Genomic DNA, 25,700 nt, shown 5'->3' with positions numbered 1-25,700 from the left:
AATGCTCTAGGTGGCAATGCCGATCGACCGGTAGAGGTCGATATAGCGTTCGGCGACTGCGTCCCACGAATAAGCGTGCGCGGCCTGAACAAGGCTCTCCCGCAGCGCTGCACCCTCGGCGCTTACTTTCCGGTAAGCTTCCTCGATCGCGTCAGCGGCCCGATCCGGCTTCATGAAGTCGGCGAGAATGATCTCCTCGTGCCGTCCGGCAAGTACGCGGTAAGCCTCATTGGAGTTCAGGACCGGCTGCAGGCCGGCACTCATCGCTTCCAGCGCAACGAGGCCGAAACCTTCATATTCCGAGGCGGAAGCGAAGAGGGATGCTTTTGCGATGATCTCGCGGATCGATTGATTATCCGGCGAAATAGTCAGGGTGATCGCTGTGTCCAGCGACCTTGCGGTGATCTCGCGCCTGAGATCGGCGGCGTTGAGATCGGATTCGGCGCCGATGATATCGAGACGCCAGTCGGGATTGCGTTTGACGAGCGCTGCCGTTGCATCCAGTAGCAGATCGAGCCGTTTGTTTACCGAGAAGCGCCCGATAGTGACGACGCGCCGTTCAGGGGTGCGCGAGGAGGCATTGGCGAATTTGCCGATATCGGCACCATTCTCGATGGTAATGCCATCGGGGACGATCTGGATGAACTGGCTGAGATCTGACGCGCTGCAGCAGACAACGCGGCTATAAGCCAGTGCCGAGCGCCGTGTCAGCGTCCTGAACCAAACCTTCTTGATGGCCAGGAATTTCTTCGTGTGAAAGAAGCCGCCATGGGTCGTGACGACCATGGGCTTGCGATGCAGGAACCTGCCCCAGGCGAGTGCGTCGAAGAAGAAGTCGATCGCATGGACATGGATAAGGTCGGCATCGCCGATATGACGGAACACCTGCGGCGCCAGCGGATAGCGGCTGCTGCCCGACCAGGGGATGCGCACGATCTCGATGCCGTCGATGGTTTCGTGCGCCGGCAGCTTGTTTTCAAGTGCCGTAAAGAGGGAATTGAGCGTGACGACGCGAACACGATATCCGCGTTTCAGGGTCTGGCGGGCGAGATTTGCGACCACATCTTCCAGGCCGCCGCGGTTCGGCAGAAACTGGCGCACGACATGCACGATGAGAGGCGCAGCATCAAGCTGCGGCCTTTTTTCGACGGTCTCTGTCATGGAGACGGACATTTCCCACCTATTCTCTGTGGGAATGACCAGCCACGCCGGCCGTTAAGGTGCGGTATATGAAGATGCACCTCGAACGGCTTTATTTGCAAAAGGGTTAACCGGTTCAGAACGCCTTGAAGGTCAATGTCGTCAGCGAACGGACGATGCCCGGGATGTTGGCGATGTTGTCATTGATGAACTTGCCGATATCCTGGCCTTCTTCGATGTAGACCTTGAGCAGCAGGTCGTAATTGCCTGATGTCGAGTAGAGCTCCGAGACCAGTTCGGTCTTGTAGATGGCGTCGGCGACCTCGTAGGTCTTGCCGGGGGCGCACTGGAGCTGGACGAAGATCGGCTTCATGGGAATTTCCTGCATCGAATTCTGATGGCGCGCATAATGGTCGAAACCGCTGCTGCGATGCAAGCCTTCCTTACATTTCAGAACCCGAACGGGCTTCGGAGACAATCCAGTCGCGGAAGGCGGCAAGCGGAGCGTAATCTGCGCGTTCCGGCGGAAAAGCGAGATAATAGCGTTCGCGGCTTTCCATCTCGCGGTCGACGGCGGGGATGAGATCGCCGCGCTTCAGTTCTTCCTGGATGAGGAAAGTCGGCAGCAGGGCAACACCGAGGCCGGCGATTGCCGCTTGCGCTGCCGTCGCAAACTGGTCGAACAGCATGCCGTGCACGCTTTCGAAGACGACGCCGTTGTCGGCAAACCAGCGTTCCCAGGCGTCGGGCCGGGTTGTCAGATGCAGGAGGGGCGCTGTCAGCAGGTCTTCCGCGCGGGAAATCGCGTTGTGTTTGAGGAAATCCGGGCTGCAGGCGGGCAGCGTGCGTTCCGACATCAGAAAGGCGAGTTCCGCGCCCGGCCAGTGGGGATGACCGAAGTGGATGGCAGCATCGATAGAATCAAGGCGGAAATCGAAGGAGGAGAGCCGAGTCACGAGGTTGATCGTGACGCCCGGATTGGTGGCAAGGAAGCGGCCGAGGCGCGGCGCCAGCCAGCGCGTGCCGAAGGTCGGCAGAATGGCGAGGTTCAAAGTACCGCCATGCGGGTTAGCGCGCAGATTTAGCGAGGCGCTGGAGATACGCCGGAGTGCCTCGCGGATCTCACGCGCGTAGGCGTCTCCGGCAAGAGTAAGTCGCACGGTCTGGCGTTCGCGTAGGAAAAGCTCGACGCCGAGTTGTTCCTCCAGCGCCTTGATCTGGCGGCTCACGGCGCTCTGCGTCAGGTCGAGTTCGCGGGCGGCTGACGTAACGCTGCCGGTGCGGGCGACCGCTTCGAAGGCGGCGAGGTGCGAGATCGACGGCAAAAAACGTCTTGGTGAGAGCATGATCATTCCATTTCAGAATGAACTATTTCCGAAACGTCGATATTCACCGCTTCAGCGGCCTTGTAAAGAACTTCATCCTGCAAAATCGGAATGAACGCGGAGTTTTCTCATGCCCGGCGCTTTCGTCTCCACAGATCGCATCCGTTCGCTTTTCACCGAAGCCATGTCGCAGATGTACCGGACGGAGGTGCCGCAATACGGAACGTTGATCGAGCTCGTGGGGGAGGTCAACGCCGAAGTCCTCGCGAGAGACCAGGAACTGAGCGGGCGGCTTCGGCGTGCAGGCGAACTTGAGCGCATCGATGTCGAGCGCCATGGCGCGATCCGTCTCGGAACGGCCGAAGAGCTGTTTACGATCCGGCGGCTCTTTGCCGTCATGGGGATGCAGTCGGTCGGTTATTACGATCTGTCCGTCGCCGGCGTTCCCGTACATTCCACCTGCTTCCGGCCGGTGGATGAGGCGGCGCTGAAGGTCAATCCGTTCCGCGTCTTCACCTCGTTGTTGCGCTTGGAACTGATCGAAGACGAAGAGTTGCGCGCTGAAGCCGCGGCAATCCTCGCCAGACGGCGCATCTACACACCGCGTGCCATCGCCCTCATCGAACAGCATGAAAAGGCCGGCGGTCTGACGGAAGCGGAAGCTGCGGAATTCGTTGCCGAGGCGCTGGAAACCTTCCGCTGGCACGGCGAGGCGACGGTCAGCGCCGAGACCTACAAGCGTCTGCATGATGCCCACCGCCTCATTGCAGACGTCGTCAGTTTCAAGGGGCCGCATATCAACCATCTGACGCCGCGCACGCTCGATATTGATGAAGTGCAACGGCGCATGCCGGAGCGCGGCATCACGCCCAAGGCCGTCATCGAAGGCCCGCCGCGACGCAATTGCGATATCCTGCTGCGGCAGACGAGCTTCAAGGCTCTGGAAGAGCCGATTGCTTTTGCCGGCGAGGCCGGGACGACATCAGGCACGCATACGGCCCGCTTCGGCGAGATCGAACAGCGCGGCGTGGCGCTGACGGCCAAGGGGCGGGCGCTCTATGATCGGCTGCTTGCCTCGGTGCGAGGCGAAGTGCAGGTCGGCGCATCCGGCGCTAAGGCCGGCGACTACGATGCCGAACTTGCCGGGCGTTTCAAAGCACTGCCGGACAGCTGGGACGAGCTGCGGCGCGAGGGGTTTGCCTTCTTCCATTATTCGGCGACGCCCGAAGGTATTGCGGCCAAGGGACAGCTGCCCTCCGATCCGGACGCGTTGATCGCTAGGGGCTATCTGCGGTTCGATCCCATCATCTACGAGGATTTCCTGCCGGTCAGCGCGGCCGGTATCTTCCAGTCGAACCTCGGCACGGACCAGCAGCAGAATTATGCGACACGCTCGAATCGGGATGCCTTCGAGGAGGCGCTCGGCGCGAAGGTCCAGGACGAGCTCGCGCTCTATGCCGAGCGGCAGGCCGCCTCGCTCGACATGGCCATGGAAAAGCTCTGCCTTTCCGGCCTGGAGCTAAAGACGGTCGCCTGATATTTGGCCGCTTCCGCAAGGGCGGAGGCGGCGCTAGAGTGCCGATTTCGATCCTGACTGGACTGTCCGATGCTCAATGATCCGCGCTCCCACGGCCTGTGGGAAAAGACTGCTCCCCAGCCACCCGTCACCTCTGTGCTGGAAGGCGCTATCGAGGCCGACGTCGTCATCGTCGGTGGCGGCTATACGGGTCTTTCTTCCGGCCTGCATCTGGCCGAAGCCGGATCGCGGGTCGTGCTGCTCGAGGCCAAGGAGATCGGCTTCGGCGGCGCAGGTCGCAATGTCGGCCTCATCAATGCCGGCATGTGGGTCATGCCTGATGACCTGCCCGGTGTGCTCGGCCCGGTTTATGGCGAGCGTCTGCTCGACCTGCTTGGCAACGCGCCACGGCTGGTGATGGAACTGATCGAAAAGCATGGCATTGCTTGCGAGCTCGAAAAGCAGGGTACGCTGCATTGCGCCGTCGGTCCGGATGGGTTGAAGGAAGTCGAGGAGCGCTACAAGCAATGGTCGGCGCGCGGCGCGCCCGTCACATTGCTCAATGCGGATGAGACGGCAAAACGCATCGGTACGAATGCCTATGCCGGATCGCTGCTCGATATGCGGGCCGGCACGCTGCAGCCACTTGCCTATGCGCGCGGGCTTGCCCATGCGGCGCAGAAGGCGGGTGTCGTGTTGCATACGGCAAGCCCTGTTATCGCAACCGAGCGGCAGGGCAGCCGCTGGGTGGTAAAGACGGCGCGCGGACAGGTGAGCGCCCACTGGATCATCGTGGCGACCGACGCCTACAGCACCGGCCCCTGGGAGCAGGTGCGCAACGAGCAGGTGTTTCTGCCCTATTTCAATTTTGCCACCGTGCCGCTCGGCCACAATCTGCGCCAGTCGATCCTGCCCAATCGCGAGGGTGCGTGGGATACAAAGGAAATCCTCTCCTCCTTCCGGATGGATCAGGCCGGCCGCCTGGTCTTCGGCAGTGTCGGGGCGTTGCGCAATACTGGCCTTTCCGTGCACAAAGGCTGGGCGAAGCGCTCGCTGAAGCGGCTTTTCCCCGAGATCGGCGATATCGAATTCGAGTGCGAATGGTACGGGCAGATTGGCATGACCGACAATGCACTGCCGCGCTTCCACAAATTCGCTCCCAATGTCATCGGCTTTTCGGGCTATAATGGCCGTGGGATCGCGCCCGGGACAGTGTTCGGCCGCACTTTGGCGGAGCATATTCTTGGCCGGATGGCCGAAGCGGATCTGCCTTTGCCGCTGACCGATCCTCGCGAGCCGAGCTTCCGCGCACTCAAGGAATTATGGTACGAAGCCGGCGCTCAGGTCGCCCATTTCGCCGATGCCCGTTTCTGAGAACAACAAGAATGGAACCAAGACAATGACCATCGCCGTCCTCGATCTCGCCACCGAAACCGCCAAGCTGCTCGCCGATCTCGGCGTCGATGCCAACAGATATACCGGCGGTACGCTTTCGGTGACATCACCGATCACGGGCAAGGAAATCGGAAAGCTGAAGGAGCATTCTGTTGCGGACGCCAAGGAGGCGATCGACGCGGCGCACAAGGCTTTCCTCGAATGGCGTGCCGTTCCGGCGCCGAAGCGCGGCGAGCTGATCCGCCTGCTCGGCGAAGAGCTGCGGGCCTCCAAGGTTGCACTCGGCCGCCTGGTCTCGATCGAAGTCGGCAAGATCACCTCTGAGGGCCTCGGCGAAGTGCAGGAAATGATCGATATCTGCGATTTCGCAGTCGGCCTTTCCCGCCAGCTCTATGGCCTGACGATCGCCACCGAGCGCGCAGAGCACCGGATGATGGAAAGCTGGCATCCGCTTGGCGCCATCGGCATCATCTCGGCGTTCAATTTCCCTGTGGCTGTCTGGTCGTGGAATGCGGCACTCGCCATCGTCTGCGGCAATTCCACGGTCTGGAAGCCTTCGGAAAAGACGCCGCTGACGGCGCTTGCCGTCCAGGCGCTGTTCGAGAAGGCGCTGAAGCGTTTTGTTGCTGAAGGCGGCAAGGCGCCGGCAAATCTCTCGACGCTCCTGATCGGTGGCCGCGAGGTTGGCGAAGTGCTGGTCGACCATCCGAAGATCCCGCTCGTTTCGGCCACCGGCTCCACGGCCATGGGCCGCGCCGTAGGTCCGCGCCTGTCGCAGCGCTTTGCCCGCGCAATCCTGGAGCTTGGCGGCAACAATGCCGCAATCGTCTGCCCGACGGCCGATCTTGATCTGACGCTGCGGGGCGTTGCCTTCGCGGCTATGGGCACGGCCGGCCAGCGCTGCACGACGCTGCGCCGTCTCTTCGTGCATGAGAGCGTCTACGACCAGCTCGTTCCGCGGTTGAAGAAGGCCTATGGTTCGGTGACGATCGGCAACCCGCTGGAAACAGGCACGCTGGTTGGCCCGCTGATCGACGGGCAGGCCTTTGACAAGATGCAGACGGCTCTCGGCCAGGCAAAGGCCGCCGGCGGCGCTGTCGTAGGTGGTGAGCGCGTCGAGAACGGTTCGGCAGAAGCCTTCTATGTTCGCCCCGCACTCGTCGAAATGTCTGAGCAAACCGGCCCGGTCGAGCAGGAAACCTTCGCGCCAATCCTCTACGTCATGAAGTATAGCGATTTCGACGCTGTGCTGGAGCTGCACAACGCTGTGCCGCAGGGCCTGTCGTCCTCGATCTTCACCAACAATATGCGCGAAGCTGAGACCTTCCTGTCTTCGCGCGGTTCGGATTGCGGCATCGCCAATGTCAATATTGGTCCGTCCGGTGCTGAGATCGGCGGAGCCTTTGGCGGCGAGAAGGAGACAGGCGGCGGCCGTGAATCCGGTTCGGATGCCTGGAAGGCTTACATGCGACGCTCCACCAACACCGTCAATTACGGCAAGACGCTGCCGCTGGCGCAGGGCGTCAAGTTCGACGTCGAATAAGCTAACGCATTGGAATCTAAGAAGCGACGCCTCGCCGGCGTCGTTTTTTTTGACGAAATCCGGATTTATTCCCCGCGAAGATGAAAGATTGAGTCAAGATAATGTGATGTTATTTTTGACCTCGAAACTTGAAGTAATCAGTCAACAAAAATATACGCCTGCCATCACCCTTGGGAGCTCGGGTGACATCGCCACGGAGGCCATCATGAAAATTGCTCTTAACCGTCTTTCCGGCGCGCTTGCGCTTGCCGCTTCACTTCTCGCAGCCACCGCGCTCGCAGGCAGTGCCAATGCGCAGCAGTCTGAAGGCATCGTCGTCTATAATGCCCAGCACGAAAGCCTCGGCCGCGAATGGATCGATGCCTTCACCAAGGAGACCGGCATCAAGGTCACCATGCGCCAGGGCAGCGATATGCAGTTCGCCAACCAGATCATCCAGGAAGGCGATGCTTCGCCCGCCGACGTTTTCCTCACCGAAAACTCGCCGGCCATGACGCTGGTCGATGGTGCCGGCCTGTTTGCGCCCGTCGATAAGGACACGCTGGAGCAGGTTCCGGAGCAGTATCGCCCGGCCGACGGCATGTGGACCGGCATTGCCGCGCGCACCACGGTTTTTGCCTATGACAAGACGAAGCTGACCGAAGACAAACTGCCGAAGTCGATGCTCGACCTGCAGGACCCGGCCTGGAAGGGTCGCTGGGGCGCGGCTCCCGCAGGCGCCGACTTCCAGGCAATCGTTGCCGCCCTCCTGCAGCTGAAGGGTGAAGACGCCACCAAGGCCTGGCTGAAGGGACTCAAGGACAATGCCACCCCCTACAAGGGCAACAGCGTTGCCATGAAGGCGGTTAATGCCGGTGAAGTCGAAGGCGCGATCATCTATCACTATTACTGGTTCGGCGATCAGGCCAAGACCGGTGAGAACAGCAAGAATATCGGCCTGCACTATTTCAAGAACCAGGATCCGGGCGCCTTCGTCAGCGTTTCGGGCGGCGGTATCCTGAAGTCCACGCAACACATGAAGGAAGCTCAGGCTTTCCTGAAGTACCTCACCAGCAAGGCTGGCCAGACCGTGCTCAAGGACGGCGATTCCTTTGAATACGCCATCGGCAAGGATGCAGCCTCCAACGACAAGCTGGTACCGCTTGCCGACCTTAACGCCCCAAAGGTTGAAGCCTCGACGCTCGACAGCAAGAAGGTCGTGGAGCTGATGACGGCCGCCGGCCTTATCTAACCTTTCTGCCGCAGTCTTCTTCCAGCCAAAACTATTGCTTTTGGCTCAAGAAAACCTTAGGGCATGACGAAATCTGGCAACCGCTCCTCAAAGGCGGTTGCCTTCCTTTTTCAGCGTGTGAAGGCATCGGCCTTGCTGCAGGACAATAGATTGCTCGCATCCAGCAACGAGGCGCCAAGGGCCTCGCGAATGGTTTTGCCGCGCTGGCGCATGCCGCACGCTTCCGTCGTTCTCGTCGCATCAATCGTAGCGATCTTCAGCCTCGTGCCGCTCGGCTTCATCGGCTGGGTGACCTATGATGTCGGCTGGGAAACGGTAAAAACGCTGGTCTTTCGCCCGCGCGTCGGCGAGCTTCTCATCAATACGGTTCTTTTGGAATCGATCACCGTTCCGCTGTCTATCGCGCTTGCCGTCACACTCGCCTGGCTGACAGAGCGGACGGATATCCCGTTCGCACGGCTCTGGGCGTGGCTCGCTATTGCCCCGCTTGCCGTGCCGGCCTTCGTGCATTCCTATGCCTGGGTCAGCCTGCTTCCAGGCATGCGCGGGTTGCAGAGCGGCGTCTTTGTTTCGGTGCTTGCCTATTACCCCTTCCTCTATCTGCCGGTTGCCGCGGCACTGCGCCGGCTCGATCCGGCCATCGAGGATGCCGCTGCTTCGCTTGGCCTCGATCCGTGGCGGGTCTTCTTCCGCGCGGTCCTGCCGCAGCTTCGCCTGGCCATCTGCGGCGGCTCGCTGCTGATCGCGCTGCACCTGCTGTCGGAATACGGTCTGTTCGTGATGATCCGCTTCGACACGTTTGCAACCGCGATCGTCGACCAGTTCCAGTCTTCCTACAACAGCCCGGCTTCCAACATGCTCGGCGGCGTGCTCGTCGCCTGCTGCCTGTTCCTGCTCGGCCTCGAGATCCTGCTGCGCGGCAATGAGCGATATGCACGCGTTGGCTCCGGCTCAGCGCGCCCGGCAGGCCGTCGCCGGCTCGGCTGGTTCGTAGTGCCCGCCGTGGCGCTGCCGATCGTCCTCGCAGCGCTGACGCTCGGCGTGCCGCTGATCACGCTCGGGCGTTGGCTCTATCTCGGCGGGCTCGGCATCTGGCGCATCGAGGTGGCGAGTGCCTTTGCACAGACGATCGTTCTCGCCGTCGCCGGTGGCGTGCTGACGACGATCGCTGCTGCCCCTATGGCCTGGCTCTCGGTGCGCGCGCCGGGCCGCCTCCAGCGCATCCTCGAAGCCTGCCACTATTATGTCGGTTCGCTGCCCGGTGTCGTCGTGGCGCTTGCGCTTGTCTCGATCACCGTCCGTCTCATCCTGCCGCTCTACCAGACCTTTGCAACGCTGCTCGTCGCCTATGTACTGCTCTTCCTGCCGCGCGCCATGGTCGGCCTGCGCGCCAGCATTGCGCAGGCGCCTGTCGAGCTGGAGCGGGCGGCAATGGGGCTTGGCCGCACGCCGGGACAGGCCGTGCGCCAGATCACCATGCGGCTCGCAGCGCCGGGGGCCGCCGCCAGCGTGGCGCTCGCAGCACTCGGCATCACCAATGAACTGACGGCGACGCTGATGTTGTCGCCAAACGGCGTCGATACGCTGGCGACGAAATTTTGGTCGATGACCAGCGAGATCGATTATGTCTCTGCAGCACCCTATGCCTTCATGATGGTCGTGCTGTCGCTGCCACTCACCCTCATGCTCTATGCCCAATCGAAACGGACTGCCGGCCAATGACGCTGCTTACGATCGACGCTATCAGCAAGCGTTATGGGCCGGTTCAGGCCCTGAAGGATATCTCGCTTGAAGTGCAGGCGGGCAGCCGTACGGCGGTTGTCGGTCCCTCCGGTTCCGGCAAGACGACGCTGCTGCGCATCATTGCCGGCTTCGAACAGCCTGACGCCGGCCGGGTAACGCTCGATGGTGAGGTGCTCGCTGACGGGCCGGCGTGCGTTCCCGCCCACAAGCGCGGCATCGGCATCGTCTCGCAGGATGGCGCGCTCTTTCCGCATCTAAGTGTCGCAGAAAATATCGGCTTCGGTTTCGAGCGCGGCGCGCCGGATCGCGAAAAGCGAATTCGCGACCTTCTGGAAATGGTGGAGCTGGAAAACAGTATGCTGGATCGCCGCCCGCACCAGCTTTCGGGCGGCCAGCAGCAGCGTGTGGCGCTTGCCCGTGCGCTCGGCCGCCGGCCGCGCCTGATGCTGCTGGATGAGCCGTTTTCGGCCCTGGATACGGGGCTGCGCGAAAACATGCGAAAGGCCGTGGCCCGCGTGTTGCAGGCCGCCGGCATCACCGCCGTCCTCGTGACCCACGATCAGGGTGAGGCCCTGTCCTTTGCCGATCAGGTTGCGGTATTGCGCGAGGGGAGGCTTGTGCAGGCCGGCACGCCGCAGACGCTCTATCTCAAGCCGCGGGATCGCGAGACCGCGCTTTTCCTTGGCGATGCGGTGATGCTGCCGGCGATCATCAAGAATGGTTTTGCCGATTGTGCGCTCGGCAGCGTGCCGGTTGAGGGAGCCCATCAGGGCAAGGCGGAAATCATGCTGCGGCCGGAGCAGATCCGCGTCGTTGTCGGTGAGGACAACGCGAAATATGGCGGGCGTGTCGTGGATGTAGAATTCGGCGGCGCGACCTGCACGGTGGCGGTGTCGCTTGCCGCTGTCGCCCTGCCGCCGATCCTCATCAAGACATCGAGCGTGGCGTTGCCGGCGCGGGGCGATCTCGTTCGCCTCGATATCGCCGGCAAGGCGCATGTCTTTTCGCGGTAAGTTCAGCCTGCCTTCAGAACCAGCTCCTGCGGCTCTTCGCCGGCCAGCCAGCCGCCGGTGAAGCCAGCGCGCTCGAGGCCGAGGCGGATGACCGGCGACTTGCGCATCAGCTTCCAGATGAAGTCTGAGCGGTCGTTCTCGACCGTCATGACGAGGAGGCCCTGGTCTATGGCCACGGTTCGGTCATCGACCCAACCCTCAGGCCGCTTGGTCTGGACTGTCGGGTTGAAGCCGCCAGGGAAGCCGCCTTCCAGGAGCAGGTTCGGATAGGTCGTCAGCAGCGCCTTGGTGCCGTCCAGGGCAGCCTGCCGGTCGTAGGGCAGGCAGCCGAGCGCTGCCCAGGGCGCGATCGTGCCGTCATCGGGGCCGAGCGGAGCACCGCGGGCGGCATAACCCAGTACTTTCGGGCTGCGGCCACCGCGCATGCGCCGCGTCGGCGGCGGGCCATCGCAAGCCGTGAAGCCCCAGATATCCTTGCTGTAGCCGACGAACTGGCCGGGATTGCGTTCCGCGTAGTCGCGCTGGACGTTGATGACGACCTGCGTGTTGCGGAAATAGTCCCAGTTCCGCTCGACCATCGGCTTGTCCTGGATGCCTCGGAAATCGATCCAGGCATGGGAGAAGAGATGGATGAAGAGCGGGCCGGCATAGAGATAGGGCTGCTCGTTGAAAATCATCCACGAATAGCTTGCCGTGAAGGCGTCATAACTCGATTGCGGGATCGGGTAGGTCGGTGATGCCAGCGCCAGTGTGTAGAGAATGATCGCTTCATCGAAGCCATGGTAGCGCCAGCGCAGAAAGCCCGAAGAGGGCTTCCAGCCCATCGAGATACAATCGCCCTTGTTCAGCGCCCAGCGCCAGTCGACGCGCTCATAGATGAATTTTGCGAGCGCGCGAATCTCGGTCTCGGTTTGATCCTCGCCGTCGAAATATTGCGCGGCGGTCAGGATACCGGCGACGAGCAGAGCAGTATCGATGGTCGAAAGCTCGCTGTTCCAGGCGCGGTTGCCGGTATCCACGTGCAGGAAGTGGTAGAAGAAACCGCGATGCCCGGTCGCGTGGCGTTCCGTGCCCTGCTTGGCGTTGGCGAAAAAATGCAGCGTGTTGAAGACGCGTTCGGCAGCTTCCGCGCGGCTGATCCAGCCGCGCTCGACGCCGACGGGATAGGAGGAAAGTCCGAAGCCGACCGCGGCGATGCTCGCCGGCACGCCGGGGATCGACGTATCCGGCACAAGGCCGTTTTCAGGATTGGAGTATTTCAGGAAATATTTGAACGCTGAATGCTGCAGCCTGTCGACTAGCGCGGCATCAATGTCTTCAATCCGTTGCAGCATGTGCTCCTGCCCAACTGTTCTATCGCCCCATGCTTCAACATGGTGGCTGCCCCCAGGCAAATCAAACCTTTTTGATTCGCAAGGATAAGAGAACACAAACGTCGCCGATTGGCGTTAATAATTCCCAGTGAAATAATATCTGGAATAAATGATATAAGCGATGCAGCAAAAGGGATTAAACCGCACCCCCCGGGGATGTGGTTTAATCCCTTGCAATACCCACCATCCTTAAACTGTCGGTTGAGCCTCCTGGACTAGCTCAGGCGGCTTCCTCCATCCGCACCATATGGCCTGCTACGACCTCGCGGAACTGACGCTTCGGAGGCACGTAACCCACGGGGCGGACGGGGCTTTTCAGTTCGTCGGTGCCGAGGTTGCGGCGGATGCCGCGGCGGGCGGGATCGGGCACCGGAACAGCCGCCATCAGCTTCCTGGTGTAGGGATGCTGCGGATTGCGGAAGAGCTCTTCGCGCGGGCCGATCTCGACGATCTCGCCGAGATACATGACCGCAACGCGGTGGCTGACGCGTTCGACCACCGCCATGTCGTGGGAGATGAAAAGGAAGGCGAGGTTGAGGCTCTGCTGCAGATCCATCAGCAGATTGCAGACCTGCGCCTTGATCGAAACGTCGAGGGCGGACACGCTTTCATCTGCGACGATCACCTTCGGGTCGAGCGCAAGAGCGCGGGCGATGCAGATGCGCTGGCGCTGGCCGCCGGAAAATTCATGCGGGTAACGCTTCATCATGTCCGGCTTCAGGCCGACGCGTTCGAGCAGGTCGGCGGCTTTTTCGCGGGCCTGAAGACGGGTGCCTAGACCATGTTCGACAATGGGTTCGGCGACGGCAGCCCCTATCGTCATGCGCGGATTGAGGCTGGCGAAGGGGTCCTGGAAGATCATCTGGATGCTGCGGCGCATCTGACGCAGGCTGATCGCGTCGAGGTTCAGCACGTCATAGCCGTCAAGGCTGACAGAGCCGGCGTTCGGCTGCACCAGGCGTGTGATCGAACGTCCGGTGGTGGATTTGCCACAGCCGGATTCGCCGACGAGCGACAGCGTCTCGCCCTGGAAGAGTTCGAAGGACACATCCTCCACGGCGTGGATGGCGCCGGTCTTGCGGCCGAGGAAACCGCCGCGAATATCGAAGCGGGTAACGAGGTTCTTCACTTCGAGGATCGGCGTCTTGCGGCGGTCGACGGTTTCGGCCACTTCTACCGGCTCGCGGCGTTCGCCGGTCGCGGTGTCGATCACCGGGAAACGCAACGGCCATTTGCGACCATCCATCGAACCGAGCCGCGGCACGGCAGAGAGCAGGGCGCGTGTATAGGGATGTTTGCCGCGATTGAATATATCGTCTGTCGTGCCGGTTTCGACTGCTTCGCCGCGATACATGACGATAGTGCGATCGGCGATCTCGGCGACGACGCCCATGTCATGGGTGATGAAGAGAACGGACATGCCTTCCTCTTCCTGCAGCACCTTGATGAGATCAAGGATCTGGCCCTGGATGGTGACGTCGAGCGCGGTGGTCGGTTCGTCGGCGATCAAAAGCTTCGGCCTTGATGCGAGTGCCATGGCAATCATAACGCGCTGGCGCATGCCGCCGGAAAACTGGTGCGGATATTCATCGAAGCGGGATGCGGCGTTCGGAATGCGCACCTTCTCCAGGAGGCGGATCGTTTCGGCTCGCGCGTCAGCCTTGCTGATATCGCCGTGGCAGGTGAGTGCCTCGGAAATCTGTCGGCCAATGGTGAAGATCGGGTTCAGGCTGGTCATCGGTTCCTGAAAGATCATGGCGGCATCCTTGCCGCGCACGGAACGCATCTCCTTGTCGGAGAGGGAAAGGATATCGCGCCCATTGAGCGTGATGCTGCCCTCGACGCGGCTTGAGCCCTTGGCGAGCAGGCGCATGATGGAAAGCGAGGTGACGCTCTTGCCGGACCCGCTCTCGCCGACGATGGCGACTGTTTCCCCCGGCATGACATCGAAGGAGACGTTGCGGACGACGGATCTCCATTCGCCGTCAGATAGAAAGGAGGTCGTCAGATTCCGGACGGAAAGAACCGAAGAGACGGATGCTGCAGGCTGATCACTCATATCGTTCCCTTATTCTTTTGTGCCGGAAGCAGGTTCTTCTTCCGGAGGGGCTTCAGGTCTTCAAAGGCGTGGCGAAGGAGGCCGACGGCCGTCCTTCCGCAATGCGCACCGCTTCCAGCGCCGCGATCTTTTCATCGATCTCGCGCCTGTCAATCATTCCGTTCGGGTTCGCTTTGGTCGCCATCGTTTCGGCGACATGCATGTAGCGCTCCTGCGCCACCGCAAAGAGCCGGCGCAGTTCGGCGAGCGGGTCGGGATGATCGTCCGCGCGGATGCTAAGCCAGGGATAATCCTGATCGCGGTGGACGAGGAGAGCGGCAGACTGCTTGCCACGCTTGTCGCCGCCGGCATCTTCGCCAGCCTGCATGGCTTCGAGCAGGCGCTCGATGAAGGGCTTATCCAACGCCTTCTTATAGGTAGCAAGCGTCTCTGCGACGACATTGGGTCCGGCCAGCATATTGCCGGCGACGGAAACATTGTCGTCGATCAGATGACCGGCCCAGTCGATGCATTGGGCGCCGGTGAAGGCGGCGTTGCGGCCGCGCGCATCGATCAGGTGAAGCTGGCGCTGGTCTCGGCCGGCATCATGGGCGGTCAGTTCGGTGATGATCTCATCCGGCGCCTTGCCGGTGGCAAGCAAAGCGAGCCCATCCGTACCGTAGAGCGGGCTTACGAAAGCCTGCGTCGCGACTGCGCCGATGCCGCCGCGGATATGCGGCACCAGCCCGCCGACCGCAAAGAAGCGGGTGGCGACGGCAATGCCGAGATTGCCTGTCTCAGGATCACGGGCGACGATGGACCAGGTCATACCTACCTCCCGATCGCATAGGCCTGCATGAGGCGCGGCGTGGCGGCGGCACGCAGCAGGCCGTCGGCATCGCGGCGGGCTGCCGTCAGGCGGCCGATGGTCCAAGGCTCGGCGACGGTGAGCTTGTGGCCGCGGGCACGCAGACTGTCGAGTACGGCAGCGCTGAAATTGCCTTCCACCATCAGGCCGCCCGGTTCACGCGTGCGCGGATAGAAGGAGCCGGGGAAATGCGAGGTGTGGAAGAGCGGCTGGTCGATTGCCGCCTGCAGGTTCATCTTGTGGTGCACATACCGCAAGAAGAAGGAAAGCTGCCACTGTTCCTGCTGGTCGCCGCCGGGCGTGCCGAAGGCGAGCGTCGGGCGTCCTTCATAAAGGCCGAGCGAAGGCGTGAGCGTGGTACGGGGGCGCTTGCCAGGAGCAAGCGACGTTGGCAGTCCGGGCTTCAGCCAGAACATCTGGGCCCGCGAATTCAAGCAGAAGCCGAGGCCCGGAACGATCGGCGAGGACTGCAGCCAGCCGCCCGAGGGGGTGACCGAGACCATGTTGCCTTCACGGTCGATGACGTCGATGTGGACGGTGTCGCCGCGCTTTTCCGTCAGATGCGCCATGGTCGGCTCGTAGACGGCGCCGGTCTGGGAATCGGCGCCGAGCATGTCCATCGTCACATCATATTGTTGCTCGAAACCCGCCACCTTGCCGGGGCGAAGATCGAAGGAGGCTTCGCCCGTGATGAGCTTGCGGCGGGCGGCGGCGTAGGTGTCCGACAGAAGATGATCGAGCGGTATATCGGCGAAGGCGGGATCGCCGTAATAGACTTCACGGTCGGCGAAGGCGAGTTTCATGGCCTCGGTGACAGTATGGACGAAATCGGCGCCATCGGGCGTCATCGAGGCGATGTCCATATCCTTGAGGAGCGACAGCGTCTGCAGGAAGACAGGACCCTGGCCCCAGGGGCCGATCTTGGCGACCGTCCAGCCGTGATAGTCATAGGTCAGCGGCTCCTCGATCGTCGCCGACCAGTTCGCCATATCGTCTGCCATCAGCACCGCCTTGTGGCGACTGCCGCTTGCATCCATCACTTCGGCCGTCTTCAGATAGTTTGCGATCTTTTCGGCAACGAAGCCGCGGTAAAAGGCGTCGCGGGCCGCTTCGATCTGCGCCTCGCGGCCCTGCTTTGCTTCCGCTTCGGAAATGATACGCTTCCAAGTTTCGGCGAGAACCGGGTTCTTGAAGTTGGAATGTGGCTCGGGAACTGAACCGCCCGGCACCCAGGTCTCGTAGGAGGTCGGCCATTCCTTTTCGAAGAATTCGGCAAGACCCGTGATGGTGGCGGAGACGCGCGGCAGCATGGGATGGCCTTTTTCGGCGTAATAGATTGCCGGCTCCAGCACGTCGCGCACGCTCAGCCTGCCGTAGTCGCGCAGCATCAGCATCCAGCCGTCGAAGGAGCCGGGAATGACGGTTGCAAGCAGGCCGTCGCCGGGGATCAGCTTCAGGCCCTCGGACGTATAGTGCTCGATAGTCGCGCCTGCCGGGGCAGGGCCTTGAGCACAGATGACCTCGACCTTGTCCTTCTTCTTCGAATAGATGATCGCCGGCATGTCGCCGCCGGGGCCGACGAGGTGCGGCTCGAGGATCTGCAGGGTGAAGCCGGCAGCAACCGCCGCATCGAAGGCGTTGCCGCCCTTTTCCAGGATGCTCATGCCGACGGCCGAAGCGATCCAGTGCGTTGAGGTGACGACGCCGAATGTGCCCAGAATTTCGGGGCGGGTCGTGAATGCGGTCATTTCATATGTCCTTTCGAAGAGTCATGCTTCGCGCGGATCGAGCGCATCGCGCAGGCCGTCGCCCAAGAGATTGAAACCGATAACAACGAGGAAGATGGCAATGCCGGGCCACATCGCCATCCACGGCGCCTGGCTCAGGAAGTTCTTGGCAACGTTCAGCATCGAGCCCCAGCTTGGCGCCGGCGGCTGCTGGCCGAGGCCGAGGAAGGAGAGGCTGGCTTCGGCGATGATGGCGGTTGCTATCGTCAGCGTCGCCTGCACGAGGATCGGCGCGAAAACATTCGGCAGGATGTAGCGGGTGATGATGCTGAAATGGCGAAGACCGATGGAACGCGCGCCTTCGATATATTCTTCGGTCTTGACCGCCAGTACCTGGCCACGCGTCAGCCGCACGAAGATAGGCATGGCCGAAAGGCCGATCGCGATCATCGCATTGCTGAGGCTCGGGCCGAGGAAGGCGGCAAGTGCGATCGCGGTGATCAGGAAAGGCATCGCCAGGAAGGCTTCGGTGATGCGGGAGATGATCATGTCGATCCAGCCGCCGAAATAGCCTGAGATCAGGCCGAAGGGCACGCCGACGAAAACGGCGATCGCCACGGAAAAGACGCCGGCCATCAGCGAGGCCTGCGCGCCCCAGATCATGCGGGAGAGAATATCGCGGCCGATGTCGTCGGTGCCGAGCCAATGGGCCGCTGACGGCGCCTTGCGGATCGTCGACCAGCTCGTGGCGTTCGGATCGGGGAGCGGCAGGAGCGGCGCGATGATGGCAAGGATTGCGAAGAAGGCGATGATGGTGAGGCCGACGAGCGCACCCTTGTTGGCTTTCAGCTTGCGCCAGGCGCGGCTCGGCGAACGCTGCTCTGCAGACGTGATGGGCGCGGCTGCGACTTGATCGATTGCGGTCATAGCGAAGCTCTCATGCGCGGATTGAGAAGGACATAGAGCACATCGGCTACGAGGTTCATCAGGATAAAGCCGATCGCCGTGCAGATGACGACGCCCTGGACGACAGCATAATCGCGGTTGAAGACGGCATCGACGATGAGTTTTCCGAAGCCTGGAATGGTGAAAATCTGCTCGGTGAGGACCGCGCCGGCGAGAAGTTCGCCGAAAAGCAGAGCGGTCAGTGTGACGATCGGCAGAACCGCGTTGCGGAAGCTGTGTTCCAGCACGACGGAGCTTTCCGGAAGTCCCTTGGCGCGGGCGGTACGGATGTAGTCGGCGCTCAAGACGCTCAGCATTGCCGAACGCGTGTGGCGCATCAACGTGGCGGCGAGCGCGTTGCCGAGCACGAAGGAGGGCATCAGCATGGTTTGGATCGAGCGCAGCGGATTGGAGAAGAAGGGCTCGTAGCCTGAAGCTGGCAACCAGCCGAGATTCACCGAGATCAGCAGGATCAGCATGATGCCGAGCCAGAAATTCGGGATCGACAGGCCGGATAATGCGATGATGTTGGCGAGATAATCGATGATCGTGTTCTTCTTGACGGCCGCCAGAATGCCCATCGGCACGCCAATCACGAAGGCGAAGATCATCGACATGATGGCGAGCTGGATGGTGACCGGCAGTTTTTCGGCCACCAGTTCGAGAACCGGCTGGTTGGTGCGCAGCGAAATGCCGAGATCGCCCTTCAGGGCCGAGCCCAGCCAGTAGAAATACTGGTAAGGAACGGGGTCGTTGAGGTGATATTTTTCCCGCAGGAATTCCAACACCTGCGGATCGCGCTCTTCGCCGGCCATGGCCAGAACCGGATCGCCTGGTAGAAGTTTCTGCAGCGAGAAGACAAAGACCGAAATGATCAGCAAAGTTGGAATGGCGACCAACAGCCGCTTGGCAATAAACCTGTACATGGGCGCTCCGATACCATCAACGGAACGCGGCGAGGGTCGCCGCGTTCCTGAAGCGTGTGGCTATCAGCCTTCCTTCTTCACGCCGACGAGGCGGATCATGCCGTCGGGCGAAGCAACGAAGCCGGTGATGTTCTTGTGCAGCGCCCAGATCCACGACTGGTGGCCAAGGAAGATGATCGGCAAATCGTCATTGAGGATTGCGGTCGCAGCATCATATTTCTGCTTGCGCACGGAATCGTCAGGGGACTGGCGAGCCTCGTTCAGCAGCTTGTCGACGTCAGCATTGCAATATTTGCTGTCGTTCAGGCCGGCGCCGCAGGTGACGAACTGCTGGATATTGCCGTCAGGATCGACGCGGCCGGACCAGTCGGAGCGGCTGAGCTGGTAGTTGCCGGCGGTCTGCTCATTGAGCAGGGTCGCAAATTCCGTCGCTTTCAGGCTGACATCGAAACCGGCTTCGGCAACCATGGACTGGATGATCTGCATCATCTGCATCGTGACCGGGCTGTTCGGAACCTGCATTTCGACCGACACGCGGTCGAAGCCTGCAGCCTTGACGAGGGCCTTTGCCTTTTCGACGTCGCGAGCCTGAACCGGGACATCCTTGTCGAACCACGGACTGCTCGGCGGGAAGGGCTGGTTGCCGGCAACGCCGGTGCCTTCGAAGACGATCTGCATGGCAGCATCTCGGTCGATTGCCAGCGAGAAGGCCTGGCGCAGACGCTTGTCCTTGCCCAGCGGGTTGTCGGCGCGCGCACCATTGCCGACATTGGCATAGATGCCGAGCCAACCGGTATTGACGACATCCTTGTAGACGAGGTTCGGATCGCTCTTGACCGTCTCGGCGTCGGTTGCGGCCAGGCGTTCGATCATGTCGAGATCGCCGGAGCGCAGGTTGGCGAGGCGTACGGTCGAATCCGGGATCGGCAGATAGGTAAGCTTGTCGATGAAGACATTGTCCTTGTTCCAGTAGTCCTGGAACTTTTCGAGCACGATACGGTCCTGCTGGACGCGTTCGACGAATTTGAAGGGGCCTGCGCAGACGGGATGGTCGCCGAACTTCGCGCCGAGTTCCTTTGCGGCCTTCGGCGAGACGATCATGCCCGCGCGGTCGGAAAGTTGGGCCAGCAGGGTGACGTCGGGGCTCTTCAGCGTGAACTTGACTTCATACTCGCCCGTCGCCTCGACCTTCTGGACGGAGCTCAGCTCGCTCTTGCGACGCGATTCCGGCAGGGTCATGTTGCGCTCGATGGTGGTGACGACGGCTTCAGCATTGAAGGGCGTTTCGTCCTGGAACTTCACGCCCTGGCGAAGCTTCATGGTGAGCGCCTTGCCGTCGGCCGACCAGTTCCATTCCGTCGCAAGCTGCGGCACGATCTTCAGGTCGGGCGAGACGTCGACGAGCTTGTCGCACATTGCGGTATAGACGATGCGGCCGACGAAGGTGCGCGACTGCGCGGGATCAAGCACGTCTGCATCGTCCTGCAGGCCGATCTTCAGTTCGACCGCGAAAGCGGGAAGCGCAAAGAGCGCTGCCGCTGTGGCTGTGGTCAGCAATCTGGCGAATTTCATTTCATTCTCCTCTGTTATGTTTTTGTTTCACGTTTGTCGTGTCGAGCCGGCGGTTATCTCCGCCGTGCTTTTCCCCGCTCAGGTAGATTCCTTCTCGACCTCCGTTTCGCTGTGGTCGAGAGAGGTGATGCGGATGAGGCTTTCCTGCAGCGTCAGCAGATGCTGGCGCATGGCCTCGCCGGCTTTTCCCGGATCGCGGGCGGCGATAGCATCGACGATGGCTGTGTGCTGGCCATGGGTGACTTCGCGCGTGCGGCTGGCGCTGCGGGCGCGCTCGCGGATCGTCTGCCAGGCTTCGTCCTGGCGCACTCGGTTGATGACGTCGAAGATCGTCAGGAAGAATGTATTGCCGGCGCATTGGGCGATCTGGCGATGCAGCGCGCCATCCCAGAGTTCGCGGCCGTCGGCATCCGTGCTTTCGTAGATCTTTTTCACCAGATCATACATGCGCTCGACGTCGGCGGCCTTGGCGCGCATGGCCGCAAGCTGTGCAAGCTGCGGTTCGACGCGCAGGCGCACTTCCATGATTTCCATGAGATCGGTGTCGGCGATGATGGAATCGACATGGTTGCTCCAACCGTCCGGCCGCTTGCCAGCAAAGGTGCCGGAGCCTTGCCGGCGCCAGATGCGGCCTTCGGCTTCCAGCACTTCCAGCGCGCGCCGGATGGAGCGGCGACTGACGCCAAGGATTTCGGAGAGCGTACGCTCGGTTGGCAGCTTGCCATCGGCATCGAGACTATCCGACTGGAGGAGAGCTCTCAGCTTCTCCAGCGCATAGTTCGAATTGCCTTGCGTTTCGTCCATGATTGACTGAACCAATTTAATATTGGTTCAATGCAAACCAAATCCGGCAGATCGTCAAGCGCTTTTTTGTGCAAATAAATATCTGCCCGTTTATTGGTCGAATGGCATGGATTTGCGGCAGATCCAAAGGCAGGCGCACGTTTTGACGAGAACCGCACGCCAGGCAAGCGTGCGGTACCAAAAATCAATTGGTTCGTCTTTCAAGCCTCAGCGGTTCGCGGAGCGCGCAGAAAGGAAAGCCTGCGGCTCGAAGCTGAAATCCTTGTCGAAAGGATAGGTCGGGTGCTCTTTGCGCAGGCGCGGCAGGCGCTCGACGAACTGGTCGACGACGCCGGCCGAGAGCGCCATGAGATTGGGATTGGCGATCGGTGCGAGTTCCGGCGAGAGATAACCCGACTTGACGACGACGATCTTTGCCGTGCGCGGATCAAGACCGAGGCGGGTAAAATCGGCGATGTTGTGATAGGGGCGGCGCTTGGCGGAGAGCACCAGATCGATGCCATCGATCGAGACAACGGCCTGGCGGTCGGCCGCGTCAGCGGTCTCGTGCAGGAACTTCACCATGAAGCGTCCCGTCACCGGCTTGCTGCCCTTGGTATCGAGCGAGGCGCCGACCGTCAGCTCCAGAGCGGCACCGACGCCCACAGCATAGCAGGTCTCGGTGGCCGCCTTATCGGCGATGCCGGCGAAGACGACACCGGTGGCGCCCTTCGCAATCAGTTCGGCCAATACGTCGGCTCGGTCGCCCACGCCGCCGCCAGTCGGGTTGTCACCGGATTCGGCAAGCACGACGGGGCCGGTGGGACTAGCGATGGCCTTGGCGACGCATTCCTCGATCGAGCCGGTCTCGCAGCCGAACACGAATTCCTCACGGACGTCCCAATAGGCCTTTGCCAGGCGCTTTGCCTCGCGCTCCAGCACCGCGCGGTCGGTGCCGGTCATGATGGCGGCAGCGGTGGCGCGGGGTTCGTCAGCCCAGACGTAGCCGACCATCAGCGAAGCATCCCAGACGCCGTCTAGCGCGTCGATGCCGGGCAGTTCGGCGTAAAGGCTCTTTGCCGGTTCATCGACGGTGCTGGTGCGTTCGCCCGGCAGGACGGCGGGGATCGGCGCCCAGAGCAAGGTGGGCTTCACGCCGGTCTTCAGGCTTTTCACCAGCATGGAGACCGAGCGTCGCATGGTCTCCTCGACATCGATATGCGGCGCAGTGCGATAGGTGGAATACATATCGAGCGCATCGAGGATGCGCTGGGTGACGTTGCCATGCAGGTCATAACTGGCCGAAACCGTGCAGTGATCGCCAACAAGCGCGCGAGCAGAACTGATCCAGTCGCCTTCTGCATCCTCCATGCCCTCGACATACATGGCGCCGTGCATGGCGAGATAGAGGCCGTCGAGCGGCAGCAGGGGCTTCAAGCGTTCCAGGAACTCAGTCTTGAAGGCCTCATAGGTGTGGCGCGCGACCGGGCCGCCGGCAATGGCACGAGCATGGATCGTCGGCAGGAATTCGGCGTCGTAGTCCCCAAGGAAGGCGAAATAGGGGGCTGCCAACAGTCCCTCGCCGCGCACCACCCGGAAATCCTTCTCCTCGTTCAGGACGGGATTGTATGTGCTGCATTCGATGTGAATGCCACCGACGGCGATGCGCATGGGAAACCTCAGCTTAAATTGGGACCAATCAGGAAATTATGGGCGGCGATGCTGGCGGCGCCCCGCGCCCAGACGTCACTATCGACGCGACGGGTGCGGATCGGCGTCTGGCCGGCATAACGCGGAAGAACATTGGCTTCGATCGCCTGCTGCACGACCGTGCCGAACAAGCCTTCGAAGGAACCTTCGACATGGGTGACGAGGATCATGCCCGGATCGTTCATCTGAATCAGATGCGAGATCGCCAGGCCAAGAGCCGCGCCGGCCTTGTGGATGATGGAAATCGCTTCGGCCGTGCCGTGCGATGCTTCCTCTTCCAGTTCCGACAGCGAGGTGCATTTCAGGCCGGCGGCTCTGGCCATCTCCTTAATCGCTTTCATGGAGGCGATCGTATCCAGGCAACCGCGTTTGCCGCAACGGCAGGGTGCACCGCCGGGCTCGATCGTCGCATGGGCGATTTCGCCCGCACCGCCATGATTGCCGCGATAGAGCTTGCCGTCGATGAAATGGGCACAGCCGATGCCGTCTCCCAGCGAAACGACCGAGAAATTCGGCGTGTCGCGGGCAATACCGAACAGTTTCTCGCTGACGGCGACGGCCTTGGCGTCGTTTTCGATGAAGGTATCGACGCCGCTTGCGTGGCGGATGATTTCGGCAAGCGGCACATCTTGCCAGCCAAGCAGGGTGGACTGCACGCAGGTTGCCTGCCTTTCATCGACGAAACCGGACAGCGCCACGCCGATGCCGGCAAGCTTCGAGCTTGCCTGCGGGTGGCCCTTCAGGATTTCCGGCAGGCCGTAGGCGATGGCATTGGCGATGACCTTGGGATCACGGGAATGGGGCAACTGCTGACGGGCGATGATATTGCCGTTGAGATCGCTGAGGATCATCGGAGCGGGATCTTCAAGAAGCGAGATGCCAATGAAGAAGGCGCATTCGGGTTTCAGGTCGAGCAGCACGGAGGGCCGGCCCTGGCCGTAGATGGTCTCCGTCTCGTGCAGCACGCCGCGATCGATAAGCTCGCGGGCAATGCCGCTCATCGCCGCTTTGCTGAGCCCGATCGCGGAAGCAAGATCGGTCCGGCTTAAAGGGCCCGACTCGCTTATGACCCGCAGGAGCTCGCGCTGCGACGAATTGAACATACAAATTCCCGATCTGCCGACGTGCTATTTTGCCTTGACAATAAGTTTACAAAATGAACCAATCAACCCAAATAAATTACAAAATTGATCAAAGCCGACCTGAGAGCCGGTTTCAAGAATCAACAAGAGGGTGAACCAATGGAAATCATTCGCAAGAGATTTATCAGTACTCGCCATTTCGCATTGAGCTGCGCTGTTGCCGGAGCGCTGTTTGCGCCGTTTTCGGCCTTCGCTTCCACGCTGACGGTCATGCAGACAGAAGCGCCGCGCTCGATGGATCCGGGTGATCAGACGGCGACGTTTACAGCCGCGGTTCTGGACCCGATGTATGAGGGCCTGCTTTCCCGCGCCAAGGATTTGAGCCTGCAGCCGGCGCTCGCTATGGAATGGTCGAGCGATGCCGCCGGCATCGTCTGGACCTTCAAGCTGCGCCCGGGCGTGAAATTTCATGACGGCACGCCGTTCGATGCAGATGCCGTGGCGAAGAATTTCGCCCGCCATCTCGACACCAAGCGCGGCCTTGCCGCTAGCGGTCGTCTGCGCACCTTTATCGACAGCGTTACGGCCATCGATTCCTCGACCGTGCAATTCAAGCTCAAAAAGCCTTACCCGGCCTTCCTAGCGCTGCTGACCACAGGCGCCTGCCTCATGGTCAGCCCGTCCGCGGATGCTGCCGGCACGATCGGCAGCAAGGCCGTCGGCACCGGCCCCTATAAGCTGCAGGAATACAAGTCCGGCGAATATGTGCTGGAAACGAAGAACACCGACTGGTGGGGAGGCGCGCCGAAGGGTGCCGACGAGATCAAATGGACCTGGACGGCCGAGCCGTCGGTCATGAACATGGCGCTGCAGACGGGTGATGCCGATATCGTCAACCCGCTGCCGGCGGCCTTTGCCAAGCAGCTCGCAGCAAATCCGGACATGAAGGTCAACAAATCAGACGGTTCGGCCGTGTTCTGGGTATCTCTCAACACCAAGCTGAAGCCGCTCGACGATGCGCGCGTGCGCCAGGCTCTGAACTATGCGACCGACCGCGACGGTCTCGTCAAGGCGATCATGCAGGGCAATGCTATGCCGGCAAATTCGCCGTTGGCGCCGGTCACACCCGGCTATGACAAGACGCTTGCGCCCTACACCTATGACGTCGACAAGGCGAAGAAGCTGCTCGCCGATGCCGGCTATCCCGATGGCTTCTCGATGACAACCATCGTGCAGGAGCCCGAGGGACGCATCGGCGAACTGCTGCAGGCCATGTGGGCGAAGGCCGGCGTGAAGCTTGACGTGCAGCGCATGGAAAGCGGCGTCTGGGCGAAGGCGGCCTTTGCCGATCCGGCTGGCAAGGCGGCTGCCAATACGGGTTCGGTGATCGCGTCGTGGTCTTCGGGCGTCAATGGCGCCGACCTACAGTTCCGTCCGCTCTATTATTCGGCAAGTGCTTCGCCTGCCAGCGCCAATCTCGGCTTCTTCAACGATCCGAAGCTCGATGAGTTGATCGACAAGGCAGCCTCGACGCTGGACGAGACGGCGCGCAATGCGATCTATGTCGATGCCCAAAAGGAGGTCAACGAGCAGGCACCGCACGTTCTCCTCTATACGACGCAGGATCTCTATGCCGCCCGCAACAATGTGAAGGGCGCCTGGGTCATCCCGGGAGGCCAGGTCGTGGTCAAGGAAGCCACCAAGGACTGATGCGTAACCGGGCGGGCCGCGCAATGCGCCGTCCGCCTGCTTCACTGACAATGACGGTCC

General features: G+C 61.4%; 20 protein-coding genes. 7 read left to right on the top strand and 13 right to left on the bottom strand.

The window, feature by feature from the left end; translation table 11 throughout:
- Window positions 1–6: 6 nt before the first annotated feature.
- The 3 genes from J2X71_RS22790 to J2X71_RS22780 all read right to left on the bottom strand — a co-directional run bounded on the left by J2X71_RS22790 (window position 7) and on the right by J2X71_RS22780 (window position 2,492).
- Window positions 7–1,173 (bottom strand): glycosyltransferase family 4 protein, encoded by a 1,167-nt coding sequence (locus J2X71_RS22790; protein WP_310385170.1) that lies wholly within the window; start codon window positions 1,171–1,173, stop codon window positions 7–9.
- Between the two features lie 103 nt (window positions 1,174–1,276).
- Window positions 1,277–1,513: an Lrp/AsnC ligand binding domain-containing protein gene (locus tag J2X71_RS22785; protein WP_007825394.1), complete on the bottom strand. Its 237-nt coding sequence runs from the start codon at window positions 1,511–1,513 to the stop codon at window positions 1,277–1,279.
- 70 nt (window positions 1,514–1,583) lie between these two features.
- The gene (locus tag J2X71_RS22780) at window positions 1,584–2,492 is read right to left on the bottom strand and encodes a LysR substrate-binding domain-containing protein (protein WP_310385168.1); all 909 of its coding nucleotides are present in this window, start codon (window positions 2,490–2,492) and stop codon (window positions 1,584–1,586) included.
- 103 nt (window positions 2,493–2,595) lie between these two features.
- Here J2X71_RS22780 and J2X71_RS22775 point away from each other — a divergent pair, with 103 nt between their 5' ends.
- The 6 genes from J2X71_RS22775 (at window position 2,596) to J2X71_RS22750 (ending at window position 10,906) form a co-directional block, all read left to right on the top strand.
- Window positions 2,596–4,002 (top strand): VOC family protein, encoded by a 1,407-nt coding sequence (locus J2X71_RS22775; protein ID WP_310385166.1) that lies wholly within the window; start codon window positions 2,596–2,598, stop codon window positions 4,000–4,002.
- Window positions 4,003–4,071: 69 nt separating this feature from the next.
- Window positions 4,072–5,355: an FAD-binding oxidoreductase gene (locus J2X71_RS22770; RefSeq protein ID WP_310385163.1), complete on the top strand. Its 1,284-nt coding sequence runs from the start codon at window positions 4,072–4,074 to the stop codon at window positions 5,353–5,355.
- A 25-nt stretch (window positions 5,356–5,380) separates the two neighbouring features.
- Window positions 5,381–6,919, top strand: a complete 1,539-nt coding sequence (locus J2X71_RS22765) for an aldehyde dehydrogenase family protein (RefSeq protein ID WP_310385161.1) — start codon at window positions 5,381–5,383, stop codon at window positions 6,917–6,919.
- Between the two features lie 205 nt (window positions 6,920–7,124).
- Window positions 7,125–8,150, top strand: a complete 1,026-nt coding sequence (locus J2X71_RS22760; RefSeq protein WP_310385159.1) for an iron ABC transporter substrate-binding protein — start codon at window positions 7,125–7,127, stop codon at window positions 8,148–8,150.
- Between the two features lie 63 nt (window positions 8,151–8,213).
- On the top strand, window positions 8,214–9,872 hold the full coding sequence (locus J2X71_RS22755; protein WP_310385158.1) for an iron ABC transporter permease: 1,659 nt from the start codon (window positions 8,214–8,216) through the stop codon (window positions 9,870–9,872).
- Window positions 9,869–10,906, top strand: a complete 1,038-nt coding sequence (locus tag J2X71_RS22750) for an ABC transporter ATP-binding protein (RefSeq protein WP_310385156.1) — start codon at window positions 9,869–9,871, stop codon at window positions 10,904–10,906. The genes J2X71_RS22755 and J2X71_RS22750 overlap by 4 nt, the downstream gene beginning before the upstream one ends.
- A gap of 2 nt (window positions 10,907–10,908) precedes the next feature.
- On the opposite strand, the gene J2X71_RS22745 is transcribed toward J2X71_RS22750, so the two are convergent.
- The 10 genes from J2X71_RS22745 to J2X71_RS22700 form a co-directional block, all read right to left on the bottom strand.
- Window positions 10,909–12,240, bottom strand: coding sequence for a glucoamylase family protein (locus J2X71_RS22745; RefSeq protein WP_310385154.1), 1,332 nt, complete (start codon window positions 12,238–12,240; stop codon window positions 10,909–10,911).
- A gap of 259 nt (window positions 12,241–12,499) precedes the next feature.
- Window positions 12,500–14,338, bottom strand: a complete 1,839-nt coding sequence (locus J2X71_RS22740) for an ABC transporter ATP-binding protein (RefSeq protein ID WP_310385152.1) — start codon at window positions 14,336–14,338, stop codon at window positions 12,500–12,502.
- A 52-nt stretch (window positions 14,339–14,390) separates the two neighbouring features.
- Window positions 14,391–15,146 (bottom strand): DUF1028 domain-containing protein, encoded by a 756-nt coding sequence (locus J2X71_RS22735; RefSeq protein WP_310385150.1) that lies wholly within the window; start codon window positions 15,144–15,146, stop codon window positions 14,391–14,393.
- 2 nt (window positions 15,147–15,148) lie between these two features.
- Window positions 15,149–16,933, bottom strand: a complete 1,785-nt coding sequence (locus J2X71_RS22730; protein WP_310385148.1) for a gamma-glutamyltransferase family protein — start codon at window positions 16,931–16,933, stop codon at window positions 15,149–15,151.
- Window positions 16,934–16,954: 21 nt separating this feature from the next.
- Window positions 16,955–17,839 carry an ABC transporter permease gene (locus tag J2X71_RS22725; protein WP_310385146.1) on the bottom strand — a complete coding sequence of 295 codons (885 nt, stop codon included), beginning with the start codon at window positions 17,837–17,839 and terminating at the stop codon, window positions 16,955–16,957.
- The gene (locus tag J2X71_RS22720) at window positions 17,836–18,783 is read right to left on the bottom strand and encodes an ABC transporter permease (protein WP_007814628.1); all 948 of its coding nucleotides are present in this window, start codon (window positions 18,781–18,783) and stop codon (window positions 17,836–17,838) included. Before J2X71_RS22720 ends, J2X71_RS22725 begins: the two co-directional genes overlap by 4 nt.
- Window positions 18,784–18,846: 63 nt before the next feature.
- Window positions 18,847–20,355, bottom strand: a complete 1,509-nt coding sequence (locus tag J2X71_RS22715) for an ABC transporter substrate-binding protein (protein WP_310385142.1) — start codon at window positions 20,353–20,355, stop codon at window positions 18,847–18,849.
- Window positions 20,356–20,433: 78 nt separating this feature from the next.
- Window positions 20,434–21,159: a FadR/GntR family transcriptional regulator gene (locus J2X71_RS22710; RefSeq protein ID WP_310385140.1), complete on the bottom strand. Its 726-nt coding sequence runs from the start codon at window positions 21,157–21,159 to the stop codon at window positions 20,434–20,436.
- Window positions 21,160–21,366: 207 nt separating this feature from the next.
- Window positions 21,367–22,809, bottom strand: coding sequence for a M81 family metallopeptidase (locus J2X71_RS22705; protein ID WP_310385138.1), 1,443 nt, complete (start codon window positions 22,807–22,809; stop codon window positions 21,367–21,369).
- Window positions 22,810–22,817: 8 nt separating this feature from the next.
- A complete protein-coding gene (locus J2X71_RS22700) occupies window positions 22,818–23,951 on the bottom strand; it encodes an ROK family transcriptional regulator (RefSeq protein ID WP_310385136.1) in 1,134 nt (377 codons plus the stop codon).
- Between the two features lie 138 nt (window positions 23,952–24,089).
- Here J2X71_RS22700 and J2X71_RS22695 point away from each other — a divergent pair, with 138 nt between their 5' ends.
- Window positions 24,090–25,640 carry an ABC transporter substrate-binding protein gene (locus J2X71_RS22695; protein ID WP_310385134.1) on the top strand — a complete coding sequence of 517 codons (1,551 nt, stop codon included), beginning with the start codon at window positions 24,090–24,092 and terminating at the stop codon, window positions 25,638–25,640.
- The last annotated feature ends 60 nt before the right edge of the window (window positions 25,641–25,700 follow it).

Source organism: Rhizobium sp. 1399 (assembly GCF_031455475.1).
Lineage (GTDB): Bacteria > Pseudomonadota > Alphaproteobacteria > Rhizobiales > Rhizobiaceae > Rhizobium.
Note: the sequence above shows the minus strand (reverse complement) of the source record. Positions and strands in the feature narration are given on the sequence as shown.

What these genes read in the sequence shown, in the direction of transcription:
- J2X71_RS22790 (WP_310385170.1), bottom strand. Translation starts at nt 1,173, where the DNA reads ATGTCCGTCTCCATGACAGAGACCGTCGAAAAAAGGCCGCAGCTTGAT.
- J2X71_RS22785 (WP_007825394.1), bottom strand. Translation starts at nt 1,513, where the DNA reads ATGAAGCCGATCTTCGTCCAGCTCCAGTGCGCCCCCGGCAAGACCTAC.
- J2X71_RS22780 (WP_310385168.1), bottom strand. Translation starts at nt 2,492, where the DNA reads ATGATCATGCTCTCACCAAGACGTTTTTTGCCGTCGATCTCGCACCTC.
- J2X71_RS22775 (WP_310385166.1), top strand. Translation starts at nt 2,596, where the DNA reads ATGCCCGGCGCTTTCGTCTCCACAGATCGCATCCGTTCGCTTTTCACC.
- J2X71_RS22770 (WP_310385163.1), top strand. Translation starts at nt 4,072, where the DNA reads ATGCTCAATGATCCGCGCTCCCACGGCCTGTGGGAAAAGACTGCTCCC.
- J2X71_RS22765 (WP_310385161.1), top strand. Translation starts at nt 5,381, where the DNA reads ATGACCATCGCCGTCCTCGATCTCGCCACCGAAACCGCCAAGCTGCTC.
- J2X71_RS22760 (WP_310385159.1), top strand. Translation starts at nt 7,125, where the DNA reads ATGAAAATTGCTCTTAACCGTCTTTCCGGCGCGCTTGCGCTTGCCGCT.
- J2X71_RS22755 (WP_310385158.1), top strand. Translation starts at nt 8,214, where the DNA reads ATGACGAAATCTGGCAACCGCTCCTCAAAGGCGGTTGCCTTCCTTTTT.
- J2X71_RS22750 (WP_310385156.1), top strand. Translation starts at nt 9,869, where the DNA reads ATGACGCTGCTTACGATCGACGCTATCAGCAAGCGTTATGGGCCGGTT.
- J2X71_RS22745 (WP_310385154.1), bottom strand. Translation starts at nt 12,240, where the DNA reads ATGCTGCAACGGATTGAAGACATTGATGCCGCGCTAGTCGACAGGCTG.
- J2X71_RS22740 (WP_310385152.1), bottom strand. Translation starts at nt 14,338, where the DNA reads ATGAGTGATCAGCCTGCAGCATCCGTCTCTTCGGTTCTTTCCGTCCGG.
- J2X71_RS22735 (WP_310385150.1), bottom strand. Translation starts at nt 15,146, where the DNA reads ATGACCTGGTCCATCGTCGCCCGTGATCCTGAGACAGGCAATCTCGGC.
- J2X71_RS22730 (WP_310385148.1), bottom strand. Translation starts at nt 16,933, where the DNA reads ATGACCGCATTCACGACCCGCCCCGAAATTCTGGGCACATTCGGCGTC.
- J2X71_RS22725 (WP_310385146.1), bottom strand. Translation starts at nt 17,839, where the DNA reads ATGACCGCAATCGATCAAGTCGCAGCCGCGCCCATCACGTCTGCAGAG.
- J2X71_RS22720 (WP_007814628.1), bottom strand. Translation starts at nt 18,783, where the DNA reads ATGTACAGGTTTATTGCCAAGCGGCTGTTGGTCGCCATTCCAACTTTG.
- J2X71_RS22715 (WP_310385142.1), bottom strand. Translation starts at nt 20,355, where the DNA reads ATGAAATTCGCCAGATTGCTGACCACAGCCACAGCGGCAGCGCTCTTT.
- J2X71_RS22710 (WP_310385140.1), bottom strand. Translation starts at nt 21,159, where the DNA reads ATGGACGAAACGCAAGGCAATTCGAACTATGCGCTGGAGAAGCTGAGA.
- J2X71_RS22705 (WP_310385138.1), bottom strand. Translation starts at nt 22,809, where the DNA reads ATGCGCATCGCCGTCGGTGGCATTCACATCGAATGCAGCACATACAAT.
- J2X71_RS22700 (WP_310385136.1), bottom strand. Translation starts at nt 23,951, where the DNA reads ATGTTCAATTCGTCGCAGCGCGAGCTCCTGCGGGTCATAAGCGAGTCG.
- J2X71_RS22695 (WP_310385134.1), top strand. Translation starts at nt 24,090, where the DNA reads ATGGAAATCATTCGCAAGAGATTTATCAGTACTCGCCATTTCGCATTG.